The sequence below is a fragment of the Streptomyces sp. NPDC054866 genome (genome assembly GCF_053610745.1).
Map to the genome: position 1 here is coordinate 41,814 of NZ_JBSGZA010000009.1, position 15,353 is coordinate 57,166.

General features: G+C 68.9%; 14 protein-coding genes. 11 read left to right on the forward strand and 3 right to left on the reverse strand.

Annotated features, from left to right (window positions below; all coding sequences use genetic code 11):
- Positions 1-74: 74 nt before the first annotated feature.
- The 11 genes from ACWGI2_RS34955 (at position 75) to ACWGI2_RS35005 (ending at position 12,479) form a co-directional block, all read left to right on the forward strand.
- Complete coding sequence (locus ACWGI2_RS34955) at positions 75-761, forward strand: AAA family ATPase (RefSeq protein ID WP_453699870.1); 687 nt, start codon at positions 75-77, stop codon at positions 759-761.
- A gap of 86 nt (positions 762-847) precedes the next feature.
- Positions 848-1,669, forward strand: a complete 822-nt coding sequence (locus ACWGI2_RS34960; protein WP_453699871.1) for an enhanced serine sensitivity protein SseB — start codon at positions 848-850, stop codon at positions 1,667-1,669.
- A gap of 131 nt (positions 1,670-1,800) precedes the next feature.
- The gene (locus ACWGI2_RS34965) at positions 1,801-2,574 is read left to right on the forward strand and encodes an enhanced serine sensitivity protein SseB C-terminal domain-containing protein (protein WP_453699872.1); all 774 of its coding nucleotides are present in this window, start codon (positions 1,801-1,803) and stop codon (positions 2,572-2,574) included.
- Between the two features lie 320 nt (positions 2,575-2,894).
- Positions 2,895-3,899, forward strand: coding sequence for an ABC transporter permease (locus ACWGI2_RS34970; RefSeq protein ID WP_160507339.1), 1,005 nt, complete (start codon positions 2,895-2,897; stop codon positions 3,897-3,899).
- Positions 3,900-4,001: 102 nt separating this feature from the next.
- Positions 4,002-5,801, forward strand: coding sequence for an ABC transporter substrate-binding protein (locus tag ACWGI2_RS34975; RefSeq protein ID WP_453398046.1), 1,800 nt, complete (start codon positions 4,002-4,004; stop codon positions 5,799-5,801).
- 125 nt (positions 5,802-5,926) lie between these two features.
- Positions 5,927-6,928, forward strand: a complete 1,002-nt coding sequence (locus ACWGI2_RS34980; protein ID WP_453398126.1) for an ABC transporter permease — start codon at positions 5,927-5,929, stop codon at positions 6,926-6,928.
- On the forward strand, positions 6,925-8,022 hold the full coding sequence (locus ACWGI2_RS34985; protein WP_453398047.1) for an ABC transporter ATP-binding protein: 1,098 nt from the start codon (positions 6,925-6,927) through the stop codon (positions 8,020-8,022). The genes ACWGI2_RS34980 and ACWGI2_RS34985 overlap by 4 nt, the downstream gene beginning before the upstream one ends.
- A gap of 35 nt (positions 8,023-8,057) precedes the next feature.
- The gene (locus ACWGI2_RS34990; RefSeq protein ID WP_453700110.1) at positions 8,058-9,284 is read left to right on the forward strand and encodes an ABC transporter ATP-binding protein; all 1,227 of its coding nucleotides are present in this window, start codon (positions 8,058-8,060) and stop codon (positions 9,282-9,284) included.
- Positions 9,285-9,392: 108 nt separating this feature from the next.
- A complete protein-coding gene (locus tag ACWGI2_RS34995) occupies positions 9,393-10,784 on the forward strand; it encodes a M1 family metallopeptidase (RefSeq protein WP_453699874.1) in 1,392 nt (463 codons plus the stop codon).
- Between the two features lie 82 nt (positions 10,785-10,866).
- Entirely contained in the window at positions 10,867-11,538 is a 672-nt protein-coding gene (locus ACWGI2_RS35000) for a trimeric intracellular cation channel family protein (RefSeq protein ID WP_453398049.1), read from the forward strand.
- Positions 11,539-11,609: 71 nt separating this feature from the next.
- Entirely contained in the window at positions 11,610-12,479 is an 870-nt protein-coding gene (locus ACWGI2_RS35005) for a thioesterase family protein (RefSeq protein ID WP_453699875.1), read from the forward strand.
- A gap of 177 nt (positions 12,480-12,656) precedes the next feature.
- Here the strand turns inward: ACWGI2_RS35005 and ACWGI2_RS35010 are convergent, their stop codons facing one another.
- From ACWGI2_RS35010 to ACWGI2_RS35020, 3 genes are all read right to left on the reverse strand, one after another.
- On the reverse strand, positions 12,657-13,703 hold the full coding sequence (locus ACWGI2_RS35010; protein WP_453699876.1) for a YeiH family protein: 1,047 nt from the start codon (positions 13,701-13,703) through the stop codon (positions 12,657-12,659).
- Positions 13,703-14,272 carry a cysteine dioxygenase gene (locus ACWGI2_RS35015; RefSeq protein WP_453699878.1) on the reverse strand — a complete coding sequence of 190 codons (570 nt, stop codon included), beginning with the start codon at positions 14,270-14,272 and terminating at the stop codon, positions 13,703-13,705. Before ACWGI2_RS35015 ends, ACWGI2_RS35010 begins: the two co-directional genes overlap by 1 nt.
- Positions 14,273-14,386: 114 nt before the next feature.
- Positions 14,387-15,292 (reverse strand): LysR substrate-binding domain-containing protein, encoded by a 906-nt coding sequence (locus ACWGI2_RS35020; RefSeq protein ID WP_453699879.1) that lies wholly within the window; start codon positions 15,290-15,292, stop codon positions 14,387-14,389.
- Positions 15,293-15,353 lie beyond the last annotated feature (61 nt).

The window sequence follows — 15,353 nt, forward strand, 5'->3', positions numbered from 1 at the left end:
GTAATGCGCTTGTGCCGCATTACCTTCTCTTTACACTTGCCGGGGAAGCTGCGGTAAGCAGGTACGTGACCGCTATGGGGAGGCCGATCACGGTGCGCAGGACGAGTGTCTACGCGACCAACACAGGGGTGGCCCTGCCCAAACAGGCCGCCGCCCCCACCAGGGAGAGCTGTGGCCTTCTGCCGGCGGCCGTCGTCCGCGACCTGCGGCAGCGGACCGGTCACAGCCCGCACCGCCTCACGTTCGGCGAGGGCGACCTGATCGTCGTCTCCGGGCTGCCGGGCAGCGGCAAGTCCACGCTGATGCGCAGAGCCGTCGCGGGCCCGCGCATCGACTCGCAGGACACCCGCGACCGCTGGGCCCGGCGCATGCCGAGCCTGCTGCCGTACGCGGTGTACCGCCCCTTGGTCCGCCTCGCGCACTACGCGGGCCTGCGCAGAGCCCTGCGCTCCGGCGAGGGCGTCGTGGTGCACGACTGCGGAACCCAGGCCTGGGTGCGCCGCTGGCTGGCCCGCGAGGCCGCGCGGCGCGGCACGACGCTGCACCTGCTGCTGCTCGACGTACCGCCGGACACCGCCATAGAGGGCCAGCTCTCGCGCGGTCGCGGCGTGTCGCGGTACGCCTTCGCCCGGCATCGCAGGACGGTCGGCCGGCTCGTCGGGGCCGCCGAGCGGGGCGACCTGCCGCGCGGCTGCGGCTCGGCCGTGCTCCTCGACAGGACGGCGGCCGGGGTGCTGCGGGGGATCGGCTTCGGGGACTGAGACGCCCGCCGTGGGCCGCCTGCCATGGGCCGCCACGTTAGGGTCGTGCCGCAGGCAGAGCGGGACCGAGCAGGGGTTAGAAGAAGATGGACATTCCGGCGCAGGCACACGCCCATCCCTACGGAGGATGGCCGGGCAACGAACTCGAAGAGGTGCTCGCGGCATCCCTCGCCACGCCCGGCGCACCCCACACATCCGCGGGGGCCCGCATCGTCGAGGTGCTCGGCCGTAGCCACGTCTGGGTCCCGCTGCCGAACGGCGGGGCACCGGACAGCGGCACCCTGGACCTGCCCACGCTGGAGATCGACGGCCAGGCATACGTCCCCGTCTTCAGCTCGCAGCAGCAGTTCCAGCACGTCACCGGCGGCCGGATGGGCTGCACCGTGGCGCCCGCCGTGGAGTTCGCGCGCGGCCTCCCCCCGCAGCTGGGCATCGCGGTCAACCCGGACGGCACGGTCGGTGTGCCGCTACCGCCGCCCGCCGTCGCCGAGCTCTGCCGGTCGGGACGCACCCCGCTGGACGGCCCCGCGAGCGGCGGCCGCGTACGCCTCTTCGAACCCGACTGGCAGGAGGACCCGGTGGACTTCCTGTCCGCCGCCGCCCGCGAGTTCGAGGCCATCGGCGTCGTCCTGAGCGCCCGCCGCTGCCTGGCGAGCGTCGAGGGCGAGTCGCCGTCCCTGTTCGTCGGCGTCGAACTGACCTCCTGGGAGGGCAACGCGCGCGAGCTGCCGATGGAGGCCGTGGGCCGTGCCCTCGGCCACGCCCCGGTGGCCTGGCCGGTGAACCTGGTGCTGCTCGACGTCGCCCAGGACCCGGTCGGTGACTGGATGCGCGAGCGGGTGCGGCCCTTCTTCGGCCGGAGCCCGGGCCTCGGCCAGGGCCCGGGGCACGAGCACGGACATGTGTAAGGACATGTGCAGGTACGTGTGTGAGGGTGCCGTACGTCAAGTCGGTGTCAGGATCGCCGCTTAAGCTGGTTTCATGACCCGGGTCCACCGGGTCAGCGGGTCATCGGGTCATCGCGAAGGGGCGGTTAAGGGTGAGTGCGTCGGGCACGGCTGCGGCCGGGCAGGTCGAGCACATGCTGCGCCAGGTGACACCAGGGCGCTATGACGCCTACGAGGCGCTCCTGCGGGCGCTCGCCGCCGACCAGGTGTGGATGCTGCTCTGGCACGGCCAGGCCGGATCCCCCGACGCCCAGTACGGGAACATGGAGGTCGAGGGCCTCGGTTACGCGCCATGCGTGACCTCCGCCCAGGAGCTCTCGGCCAGTGGCTGGAACCGCTCGTACGAAGTGGTCAGCGGAGTCGACATCTCCCGCACCCTCTACCCCGACCACTACGGCCTCTGGCTCAACCCCCACGCCCCCGGCGGCGGCGTCGGCATCCCCTGGCTCGACCTGCGGCGCATCGCGTCGGGCCTGGACCTGCTGCCCGCGGGACCGCTCAGGCTCACCGAACCCGCCATCGAGATCCCCCAGTTCTACGCCCTGCTCACGCAGAACGCCCACCGCACCCCCGCGGTCCGCTCGCTGCGCCGCGCCTGGGTGCAGCCGGCGCTCGGCGCCCCGTATCTGGCCATCGGCCTCGATGTGTACGACACCGCGCCTGCCTCGGTCGACGGGGTGCGCACGATGATGCAGCAGTCGATCGCCGCCGTCCCCGACGGCCTGCCCGTGTCGACCGTCGCGATGTCCGACGGATACGACCCGGTAGCCATGTGGCTGCACGCCAACGCGCGCCCGTTCTACGACCGCGAGGCCCAGCCGGCCCCGGCCCCCGCGGGCGGATACGGCTACCCCGCGCAGTACTGAAGCAGTACTGAACAGCGCTCAACCTGCCCTGACCGCCATGATGCCCGTTCTGATGGCAGAGGGGCCCTATGGGCTCCCGTGGCACCTTGCGACCCAACTGCCCCGTGTTCGCCCCTCGTTCACCTCCGTCCGGATAACGGAACACCTCGATCAGCATCACGGTTGCGCATCCATTCCCCGACAAGGCTGGTAACAGATCGCGACCCCGATGAAGACTCCCGCACCAGGGGCGCTTCGCCCCTGTGTACGACGGACTGATCACGTCGCTACAGCGGCAAGTGCGGGCCGGTCACCACCGGTTGAGAGGGGTCCCTGCCACGATGACGGCACCATTGCATGACACACCTGCGGACGCGGACCCGACAGCGGACGTCGCTCCCGCAGATGGTGCAGGGGTGAAGAAGGTCGAGGGGCGGTCCCTCAAGCAGATCGCCTGGAACCGCCTGAAGCGGGACAAGGTCGCCCTGGCCGGCGGCATCACCGTGCTCGTCCTGGTCCTTGTCGCCGTCTTCGCGCCCCTGATCGTCTCCCTGCTGGGCCACCCGCCCAACGAGTTCCATCAGGACGAGCTGGAAGACCTGACGAACCTGCCCAAGGGCGCGTTCGGCGGCATGAGTTCGGACTTCCTCTTCGGAGTGGAGCCGAACAAGGGCCGCGACGTCTTCAGCCGGATCGTCTACGGCGCCCGGATCTCACTGCTCGTGGCGTTCCTCGCCGCGGTGGTGGCCGTGGTGCTCGGCACCTTCTTCGGCATCATCGCCGGTTACTTCGGCGGCTGGATCGACGCGACGATCAGCCGGGTCATGGACGTGCTGCTCGCCTTCCCGCAGCTGCTCTTCGTGATCTCCCTGGTCTCGGTACTCCCCGACGACCTGCTCGGGCTCACCGGCAGCGGCGTCCGCATCGCCGTACTGATCCTGGTGATCGGCTTCTTCGGCTGGCCCTACGTCGGGCGCATCGTCCGAGGCCAGACCCTCAGCCTGCGCGAACGCGAGTACGTGGAAGCGGCCCGCAGCCTCGGCGGCGGTCAACGGCACATCCTCTTCCGTGAGTTGCTGCCGAACCTGGTCGCACCGATCACCGTGTACGCGACGCTCATGATCCCCACCAACATCCTCACCGAAGCGGCGCTCAGCTTCCTCGGCGCGGGTGTACGGCCGCCGACCGCCTCCTGGGGCGGCATGCTCCGGGACGCGCTGGCGACGTACGAGCACGATCCGATGTTCATGGTCTTCCCCGGCCTGGCGATCTTCGTGACCGTGCTTGCCTTCAACCTCTTCGGTGACGGGCTGCGCGACGCCCTGGACCCCAAGGGAACTCGTTAAACAGCTCCAACTGGCTTGCCCCTGCCGCAGCGTCAGGTGGCTCTTCCCATGGTTCTCAAGGCAGTCAATGCCAAGGACCGCGAATCTCGGAGGATGCGAGAAATGCCCACAGGTTCCTCTAAACGACGGTTGACCGCAGGCGCGGCCCTCGTCGTAGCGGCGCTGGTGACCACCACGGCGTGCGGCGGCGGCAGCGACGACGAAGACAGCAAGGGCGCCGGCTACAACGCGGCCATCGGCAAGGTCGCGAACCAGTCGGCGAAGAAGGGCGGAACCCTCAAGTTCGTCGCCAAGCAGGACCTCGACTCGGCCGACCCGCAGCGCGCCTACTACGGCTTTGCGTGGGACTTCATGCGGTACTACACCCGCACGCTGATCACGTACGACACCAAGCCGGGTGCCGCGTCCAACAAGCTCGTCCCCGACCTCGCCGAGTCCACGGCGAAGATCAGCGACGACGGCAAGACCTACACGTACAAGCTGCGTGACGGCCTCACCTGGGAGGACGGCTCGAAGCTGACCTCCAAGGACATCAAGTACGGCATCGAGCGCATCTGGGCGACCAAGGTCATCACCGGTGGTCCCGGCTACCTGAAGTCGACGCTTGACCCCAAGGGCGAGTACAAGGGCCCCTACGAGGACAAGTCGAAGGACAAGCTGGGCCTGAAGGCGATCGAGACGCCGGACGACCAGACGATCATCTTCAAGCTGCCCAAGAAGAACGGCGACTTCGAGCAGATGCTCGCGATGCCGTCGGGCACCCCGGTCAAGCAGTCCGAGGACACCGGCGCCAAGTACACCCAGCGCCCCTTCTCCTCCGGGCCGTACAAGTTCCAGAACTACAGCTCCGGCAAGAGCATCACGCTGGTCCGCAACAAGAACTGGAAGAAGTCGTCCGACCCGGTCCGTCCCGCGCTGCCGGACAAGATCACGGTCACCATCTCGGCGAACCTCGAAGAGAACGACAAGCGCCTGATGGAGGGCGACTACGACATCGACATGAATGGCACGGGCATGACCCAGTCGGGTCGTACCACCGCCATTCAGGACCACAAGGGCAACGTCGACAACATGCAGACGGACTTCGTCCGTTACGTCGCCCTGGTGACCAAGACGAAGCCGTTCGACAACGAGGCCTGCCGCAAGGCCGTCTTCTACGCGACCGACTTCGCCGGCCTGCAGAAGACCCGTGGTGGGCCGGTCGCTGCCGGCGACGTGGCCAACAGCGTCTTCCCGAAGTCCATCAAGGGACACGACGACTACGACCCGTACGGCGTCCTGAAGCGCAGTGCTCTCAAGGGAGACGCCAAGAAGAAGGCTGACGCCGAGTCGTTGACCAAGGCGAAGGCAGAGCTCAAGAAGTGCGGGAAGCCCGGTGGCTTCTCGACCAAGATCTCGGCCCGCACCAACCAGCCGGGCGAGGTGGACGCCGCCACGGCGCTCCAGGAGCAGCTGAAGAAGGTCAACATCGACGCCCAGGTCGACCAGATCGACGGCGCCGACTCCTCCAGCATCACGGGCTCTCCCTCGGTCGTGAAGAAGCGCGGCATCGGCATGACGATGGCGGGCTGGGGCCCTGACTTCCCGACCGGCCAGGGCTACGCCCAGCCGCTGTTCGACAGCCGTTTCATCAACGAGAACGGCAACTACAACGAGTCGCAGATCGACGACCCGAAGATCGACAAGTACTTCGACGACGCGATCGGCACGGTCGACCCCAACAAGGCCGGTGAGATCTACACCGACATGGCCCACGAGATCATCGACAAGGCGTACTGGATGCCGTTCATCTACGAGAAGAACGTCAGCTGGCGTTCCTCGCGGGTGACCAACGTCTACTCGTCCGCCGCTTACAGCGGTCGTTACGACTACGTCTCGCTCGGTGTCAACGACGCGAAGTAGTAAGTAGCAGTCCTAGTAAGGCAGTCCCACCGCCGAATCCCGCCAGTCCGAAGGGCAGGTGATGGCCCCGGGCGGTGGCCGGGATCCCTCACAAGGGGCTCCCGGCCACCGCCGGGCCGCGCACAGTGCTTGCTTATCTCATCCGGCGCCTGATCGCCGTTGTCGTCATGGTGCTGGTCGTACTGCTCGCGACCTTCACCGTCTTCTTCATGTTGCCCAAGTGGGCGGGACAGGACATCGCCGTCCTCTTCGCCGGCAAGTCCTCCGGTGCCGAGCAGCTCGCGGGCATCCGGGTCAAACTGGGTCTGGACGACCCTCTGCTCGTCCAGTTCTGGGACTTCGTCAAGGGCATCCCGATGGGGCGTGACTACGCCAACGGGGCCGACGTGACCCACTGCCCGGCCCCCTGCTTCGGGTACTCCTTCCGTACCGAGGCGCCCGTCTGGGAGACCCTCAAGGACGCCCTGCCCGTCACCGCGGCGCTCGCCGCCGGTGCCTGTGTGCTGTGGCTGGTCGCCGGTGTCGCCACCGGCGTGCTCTCCGCGCTCAAGCGCGGCACCATCTGGGACCGTTCCGCGATGATCACCGCCCTCGGCGGTGTCTCCCTGCCGGTCTTCTTCACCGGCATGATCGCGATGGGGCTCTTCGTCCACACGCTCGGCTGGGTGAAGATCGAGGACACCCTCACCACGGACGATCCGATCAACATCTGGTTTGAGACCCTGATCCTTCCCTGGATCGTGCTCGCGTTCCTCAACGCCGCCATGTACGCGCGTCTCACCCGCGCCACCATGCTGGAAGTGCTCGGTGAGGACTACATCCGCACCGCGCGCGCCAAGGGACTCGGCGAGGCCGTCGTCATCAGGCGGCACGCGCTGCGCTCCGCCATGACGCCGATCCTCACCGTCTTCGGTCTGGACCTCGGCGTGCTCATGGGCGGCGCCGTCCTCACCGAATCCACCTTCAACCTGCCGGGACTCGGCCTGGAGGCGGTCAAGGCCATCAGCAACAAGGACCTGCCGGTGATCCTCGGCGTCACCTTGTGCGCGTCGCTCGCGATCGCCCTGGCCAACCTCGTCGTCGACCTTCTGTACGCCGTCATCGACCCGCGAGTGAGGCTGGGATGACCGAACTGCACAAGACCGGAGCGGCGGTCGGAGAACCCGTCGCCGATTCGGTCGCTCCCACCGCATTCCTCGAAGTACGCGATCTCAAGGTGCACTTCCCGACCGACGACGGCCTGGTCAAGTCCGTCGACGGGCTCAGCTTCCAGCTGGAGAAGGGCAAGACCCTCGGTATCGTCGGCGAGTCAGGATCCGGCAAGTCGGTCACCTCGCTCGGCATCCTCGGCCTGCACACCGCAGGGCAGTACGGCAGCCGCAAGCCGCGCCTCTCCGGCGAGATCTGGCTGAACGGCACGGAGCTGCTCACCGCGGACCCGAACCAGGTGCGCAAGCTGCGCGGCCGCGACATGGCGATGATCTTCCAGGACCCGCTGTCCGCGCTGCACCCGTACTACTCCATCGGCAAGCAGATCATGGAGGCGTACCGGGTCCACCACGACGTGGACAAGAAGGCCGCCCGCAAGCGCGCCATCGAGATGCTCGACCGGGTGGGCATCCCCCAGCCGGACAAGCGGGTCGACAGCTACCCGCACGAGTTCTCCGGCGGCATGCGCCAGCGCGCGATGATCGCGATGGCCCTGGTGAACAACCCCGAACTGCTGATCGCGGACGAGCCGACGACCGCCCTGGACGTCACCGTCCAGGCGCAGATCCTCGACCTCATCCGGGATCTCCAGAAGGAGTTCGGCTCCGCCGTCATCATGATCACGCACGACCTGGGCGTGGTCGCCGAGATGGCGGACGAGCTGCTCGTGATGTACGGCGGGCGCTGCGTCGAGCGCGGCACCGCGGAGAAGGTCTTCTACGAGCCCCAGCACCCCTACACCTGGGGCCTGTTGGGCTCGATGCCGCGCATCGACCGCGAGGAGACCGACCGTCTCGTACCGGTCAAGGGCTCCCCGCCCAGCCTGATCAACCTGCCCGAGGGCTGCGCCTTCAACCCGCGCTGCCCCTACGCCGACATCCCCAAGGACCAGATCACCCGCCGCGAGCGTCCCGAGCTGCGCCAGGTCGCCTCGGGCCACTTCTCCGCCTGCCACATGTCGCAGGACGAGCGCACCCGGATCTGGACCGAAGAGATTGCGCCGAAGCTGTGAAAGACGACAAGAAAGACCAGGCGAAGGGCCAGGAGATGACGATCCCGGCGCAGACGAAGGGCGCTCCTCCCGCGTCCGGCGAGCCGCTGCTCAAGGTCGACGGCCTGGTGAAGCACTTCCCCATCAAGAAGGGGCTGTTGCAGCGCCAGGTGGCGGCCGTGCAGGCGGTCGACGGTCTCACCTTCGACGTACGTCCCGGTGAGACGCTCGGCGTCGTCGGCGAGTCGGGCTGCGGCAAGTCGACGATGGGCCGTCTGATCACCCGCCTGCTCGAACCGACCGCGGGGCGCGTGGAGTTCGAGGGCGTGGACATCACGCACCTGAACACCGGCAAGATGCGGCCGCTGCGCCGTGACGTGCAGATGATCTTCCAGGATCCGTACTCGTCGCTGAACCCGCGGCACACCATCGGCACGATCGTCGGTGCGCCGTTCAAGCTGCAGGGCGTCAAGCCCGAGGGCGGCCTGAAGAAGCACGTGCAGGAGATGCTGGAGCGGGTGGGGCTCAGCCCCGAGCACTACAACCGCTACCCGCACGAGTTCTCCGGCGGTCAGCGCCAGCGCATCGGCATCGCGCGCGCCCTCGCCCTGCGGCCCAAGCTGGTCGTGGCCGACGAGCCCGTCTCCGCCCTGGACGTCTCCATCCAGGCACAGGTGGTCAATCTCCTGGACGACCTTCAGGACGAGCTCGGTCTCACGTACGTGATCATCGCGCACGACCTCTCGGTCATCCGGCACGTCTCGGACCGCATCGCGGTGATGTACCTCGGCAAGATCGTGGAGCTCGCGGACCGCAAGGACCTCTACTCCACGCCGATGCACCCGTACACCAAGGCGCTGCTCTCCGCCGTGCCCGTGCCCGACCCCAAGCGGCGCGGCGTCAAGAGCGAGCGCATCCTGCTGCGCGGTGACGTCCCCTCGCCGATCGACCCGCCCACCGGCTGCCGTTTCCACACGCGCTGCTGGAAGGCGACGGAGGTCTGCGCGAAGACCGAGCCGCCGCTGATCCCGCTCGCCTCCGGCCACCAGGTGGCGTGCCACCACCCGGAGAACGCCGAGGACCAGCAGCCGGGCGACACCAAGCTGCTACAGGTCGCCAGGGAGGCGATCGACGTGGTGTCGGTGGTGAGCAAGGCGGAGGAGACGGCCGAGGAGGCCGCGGCTCCGAAGAAGACGGTCGCGAAGGGCGAGGCCGCGAAGGACGAGGCCGCGAAGGGCGCTCCTGAAGCGGAGGCCAAGGGTCAGGCGTCAACTGACAAGTAGCTCCTGATGACTTGGTAAAAATCAGTCACCAGGTCATGTACACGCCCATACGGGAGAGTGCAGAGTCTGCGTGTCCGTTTCATCGGAACACGCGCGAAGGGATGACTCATGGCACTCTCCCGTTCGGCACGTCTGGGGGCGCTGGCCACAGCCGCCGCCTCCTTCTGCTTGATCGCCGCCGCACCCGCACCGCACCCCGGCTCGCCCGGCGTCGGCGACCCGTACTTCCCGCTGCTCGGCAACGGCGGATTCGACGTACGCCACTACGGCCTCGACGTGGCGTACAACCCCGACACCGACCGCCTCGACGGCCGGACCACGATCACCGCGCGCGCCACCCAGAACCTCTCCTCCTTCGACCTCGACCTCCAGAAGCTTCAGGTGACGAGCATCGAGGTGAACGGCAGACGGGCGAAGTTCACCCGCGACGGCGACGAGATCCGGATCAGCCCGCGCGACCACCTGCGCAAGCACAAGACGTTCACCGTGACGGTCACCTACGGCGGCGTGCCCGAGCCGCTGAGCGGCCCCATCGTCTTCGGCTCCGACTACGGCTGGATGAAGACCACCGACGGCGTCTTCGTCGCCTGCGAGCCCAACGCCGCGTCGACCTGGTTCCCCTCCAGCGACCACCCCTCCGACAAGGCCGCCTTCGACATCCGCATCAAGGCCTCCAAGGGCCTGACCGGGGTCTCCAACGGCCGGCTCGTGGACACGTACGACAAGGGCGGGCAGACCGTCGCCCACTGGCGCGAGTCCAAGCCCATGGCGACCTATCTCGCGACCGCGACCATCGGGAAGTTCGACGTGAAGACCGGCACGACCCCCGGGGGCACGCCGATCTACGTCGCCATCGACCCGGTCCTGGAGAACAGCAACAACGTCGACGTGTACGGCGTCACGGCCGAGGTCACCGACTACTGGTCCAAGGTCTTCGGCCCGTACCCCTTCGAGGAGACCGGCGCGATCGTCGACGACATGCCGCAGGCGGGCTTCTCCCTGGAGACCCAGACCAAGCCGGTCTACTCCGCGATCCGCAGCGAGTCGACCATCGCCCACGAGGTCGCCCACCAGTGGTTCGGCGACTCCGTCACACCCGAGAAGTGGAACGACATCTGGCTCAACGAAGGCTTCGCGACCTACTCCCAGTGGCTGTGGAGCGAGCACAAGGGCACCCAGACCGCCCGCGCCGCCTTCCTCGCGGCCTACAACTCACGCCCCGCCGACGCGCCCTTCTGGCAGACGGTCGTCGGCGATCCGCAGCGCGACACCATGTTCGCCTCCGCCGTCTACCAGCGCGGCGCGATGACGCTCCAGGTCCTGCGCGAGCGCATCGGTGACAAGGCGTTCTTCAAGCTGCTCCCGGCCTGGGCCAAGCAGCAGCGGTACGGGAACGCCGAGACCGCCGACTTCATCCGGCTCGCCGAGAAGATCTCGGGCAAGCAGCTCGACGCGCTGTTCGAGACGTGGCTGTTCACGAAGGGCAAGCCCGCCCTGTAGCCGTCCCGCACTGCCGCCCTGGTGAGGCCACGGCAGCGCTGCCCCGGTGAGGCCCGCGGCGGCGGGCAGGTAAGAATGTCGCGTGATCCAGGATCTGTTCAGTCCCTCCGTCCAGCACGCGCTCGACATCGTCGGGATCTTCGTCTTCGCGATCTCCGGCGCCCTGCTCGCCGTACGCAAGAACTTCGACGTCTTCGGGATCGTCGTGCTCGCCGAGGTCACCGCGCTGGGCGGGGGGATCTTCCGTGACGTGGTCATCGGGGCGGTGCCGCCCGCCGCCTTCGTCGACCTCGGCTACTTCATCACGCCGCTGTTCGCCGCCGCCCTGGTGTTCTTCCTGCACCCGGAGGTGGAGCGCACGCAGCTCGCGGTGAACGTCTTCGACGCCGCGGGCCTCGGCCTCTTCTGTGTCACCGGCACGACCAAGGCGTACGACTACGGCCTCGGCCTCACCGCGTCGGCGGCCCTGGGGCTCGCGACCGCGGTGGGCGGCGGCGTGCTGCGCGACATCATCGCCAACGAAGTGCCCTCGCTGGTGCGCTGGGACCGCGACCTGTACGCCGTGCCCGCGATCGTCGGCTCCGCGATGGTCGCGCTCTGCATCAACTACGACATGGTGAACGCCTTCACCAGCACCCTCGCCGTGATCACGACCTTCGTCCTGCGGCTGCTCGCGCTGCGCTACCACTGGCGCGCGCCGCGGGCCTGGCACCGGCGGTCGACGGCGGTGGAGGTGGAGGACGTCGCGGCGTAGGCGAGGCTCGTGCGGACCCGGCCCGGCAGAAAAAGCTACCGCTCAGTAATTTCATGTTGTACGTTGCTGGCATGGCAGAGGCAGCATCCATACCGGCAGCGGTGCCCGCGAGCATCGGCGACAGCGAGTTCGACCGCGACACCGCGGTCACCCGGCGGGAGCCCGGTGTCTATGACATCGACCTCTCCGCGGGGTGGACGATCATCAACGCCGTCAACGGCGGCTATCTCCTCGCGGTCCTCGGCCGCGCGCTCGCCGACGCCCTGCCGCACGCGGACCCCTTCACGGTCTCCGCGCACTACCTGACGGCGTCCCACCCCGGGCCCGCCGTGATCCGCACGGCCACGGCACGCGCCGGGCGGACCCTGTCGACCGGGCAGGCCTCGCTCTTCCAGTACGACGAGGAGGGGCGCGAGGTCGAGCGGATCCGTGTGCTCGCCTCGTACGGGGATCTGGCGGGGCTTCCCGACGACGTCCGTACGACGGCCAAGCCGCCGGGGCTGCCGCCGATCGAGCAGTGCTTCGGGCCGCAGGACGCTCCGGACCACCGTCCTGTGCCCGGCAGTTCGGCGATCAGTGACCGCCTCTTCCTGAAGCTGGACCCGGCCACCCTGGGGTGGGCCCTCGGCGAGCCCTCCGGCAAGGGGGAGATGCGGGCCTGGTTCGGCCTCGCGGACGGGCGTGACGCGGATCCGCTGTCGCTGCTCCTTGCGGTGGACGCGTTGCCGCCGACGGCGTTCGAGCTGGGGCTTTCCGGCTGGGTGCCGACGGTGGAACTGACGGTCCACGTCCGGGCGCGTCCCGCGCCGGGCCCTCTCCGCGTCTCGATCACCACGCGGAACCTGGCGGGGGGTTTCCTGGAGGAGGACGCGGAGGTCTGGGACAGCGAGGACCGCCTGGTGGCCCAGTCGCGACAACTGGCGCGGGTCCGTCTGGGCTGACCCCTGAACCGCCGCTTCGCGGCGGATCTTTCCCGCCCACCCACCCGATTACCCCGCGGCTGAATTCCTTTAGCCCGTCCGGCGTTTGAGGACGAACTCGGCGGAGCCGGTGATGACGGCAACCAAGGCCCCCGCGCCAGCGGGTTTTCGGGAAGGGGCGGGGTTGGGGAAAATCCCCTACCCCACCAACAGCACGCCCCCATACGAAACCCCCGCCACCACCACCCACGCACACAGCCCAAGCGCCGCCACCCGCCCACCCGTTCGGGTGAGGGAGGGCAAGTCCACCGCCGAGCCGAGGCCGAACAACGCCGCCGCCAGCAGCAGTTCCTGGACATGACCCGCCACGTCCAGCGCAGCACCCGGCACCCACCCAGTACTCCGCACCGCCACCATCCCGATGAACCCCGCCACGAACAGCGGAACCACCGGCGGCCTCCGCTTCGCCCCCGCCCCGCGCGCAGCGGCCCCGCGGGCCCGCAGCGAAAGACCCACCGCCGCCACCAGCGGCGCAAGCACCGCCACCCGCATCAGCTTCACCAGAACCGCATCCCCCAGCGCCCCCGCCCCCGCGGCCTGCGCGGTGGCCACCACCTGCCCCACGTCGTGGACACTGGCCCCGGCCCACCGCCCGAACTCCGCGTCGCTCAGCCCCAACGGCCCCTGCAACAGCGGAAGTACGGCAATGGCGAGCGTCCCGCACAGCGTCACGAGCGCCACCGATACCGCCGCGTCACGCTCCTCGCTCTCGGTCACCTCACTGACCGCGCCGATCGCGGACGCCCCGCAGATCGAGTAGCCGGTGGCGATCAGGAGCGGCTGGTCGCCGGGCAGTCCCATGCGGCGGCCGAGCCACCACGTCCCGAAGAACGTCGCCGCGACCACCCCGAGCACCATCACCACCGTCGCCCAGCCCAGGCCGAGGACGTCGTCCAGGCTCAGCTTCAGGCCGAGCAGGACGATGCCGAGCCGCATCAGCCGCTTCCCGGCGAGGGAGAGCCCTGCCTTGCCCCGGCCTCGTACGACAGCGCGTATCCCCGGCACATGCGCCGCCGCGAGCCCGAGCACGACCGCCGCCGTCAGCATCGGCACGGCCGGGATCAGGGCGTGTGTCGCCCAGGCCACCGCGACACCGAGGGCCGCGAGTGCGAGCCCCGGCAGCGGGCGGGGGCGGCCGGGAGGCGACACCGGAGAGATCTGCTGACGCTGCCCCAGGAGCGCCATCAGCGGTCGGCCGGCAGCTCGTACACCCGGCGCACGCTGGTGCCGAGGCGGGAGATGTCCGCGCCGTACACGTGGAGCGAGATCGCCCGCTCCGTACCGCCGTTCCAGACCCGGTGGATATCGCCGGGCGGCGCGAAACCGCACACCGTGCCCTGCCGGCTGACCAGGTCCTCGGTGGCGACGAGCCGGGCCGGGGCGCCGGAGGACGCGGGTATCAGCCGGTAGCGCCGCTCGTGCTCCGCGCCCTCGTGGACGCCCGCGACGCACCAGGACACGTGGTCGTGGACCGGCGTCCGCTGGCCCGGCAGCCAGACGATGCCGACCACCGAGAAGCTGCCGTCGTGCTCGGCGTGCAGCAGATGCTGCCGGTAGCGCTCGGGATCCCCCTCGCGCTGCTCGTCGGTGAGGAGGTCGGCCGCGCCCAGATGCGGCGCGAGCCGTTCGCCGACCAGGTACGCCGTCAGATCCGGCGGAAGGCCCCGGCCGACGGCCTCGCGGACCCCGGAGACGAGGGCGTCGAGGCGCTCGGTGGTGCGGGACGCGCGGTACGCGGTGGTGGAGGCACTCATAGAGGCAGCGTCTCGCCGCCGTTCCATCACGTCCAACGACAGTTTCTAAGCCGTTCTCCAAATCCCGCTTATGGATGGAGGCGTGGTGGGGCAGCCGGGCGGAGGCCGCGCGCCTCAGCAGCCCATCCGGTTCGCGGCGACCGACTTCAGTTCCTCAAGTACCAGCGCCGTCGCGGGAATCCGCAGATGCTCCCGCAGTGCGTACGCCGAGACCTGCCGCCGTGACGCCGGATCGAGTGCCCGTCCCGTCACCTCGCGGTGGCGCAGGAAGTTGAGGACGAGCCCGGGCATCATCGCGATGCCGAGACCCTCGGCGACCAGGCTCTGGATGACGAGGTTGTCGTCCGTGGTGAAGGCGATGTCGGGCGTGAAGCCCTGCTCGGCGCATTCGTGCAGGAAGTTGGCGCGACAGCGCAGACAGCCCGCGATCCAGCGCTCTTCCGAGAGGTCGGCGAGCCTGACGGAACGGCGCCGGGCCAGCGGATGCCGGGACGGCATGAGGACCGTCAACTGGTCCTCCATCAGGGGGATTTCGACGACTTCGTCCGGAACGTCCTCGTGCAGGCCTGGGTAGTGGAAGGCCAGCGTGACGTCGCAGTCGCCGTCCACCAGGCGCTGGAGCGACTCGGGCGGTTCGTTCTCCTGGAGTTCGACGCGTACGCCGGGGTGGCTCGCCGCCAGCCGGGACAGTGCCTCGGGGATGAGGGTGGCGTTGGCGCTGGGGAAGGCGCAGATGCGGACGCGTCCGGTGCGCAGGCCCGTGATGGCGTTCATCTGCTGCTGGGCGGCGTCGATGTTGCCGAGGATGATCCCCGCGTGCCGGGACAGTGCCTCGCCCGCCTCGGTGAGGCGCATCCTGCGGCCGACGCGGGTGAACAGGACCGTGCCGACGGACCGTTCGAGCGCCTTCATCTGCTGGGTGATCGCGGGCTGCGTATAGCCGAGGGAGCGGGCGGCGGCGGAGTACGAGCCGGTCCGGACCACTTCATGGAATGACCTGATGTGCCGGGAATCGAACACGCCTGAATCATAAACATGATCCGGAGAGGGCCGACAGGCCGTCCCTGGCTGTGGGGAACAG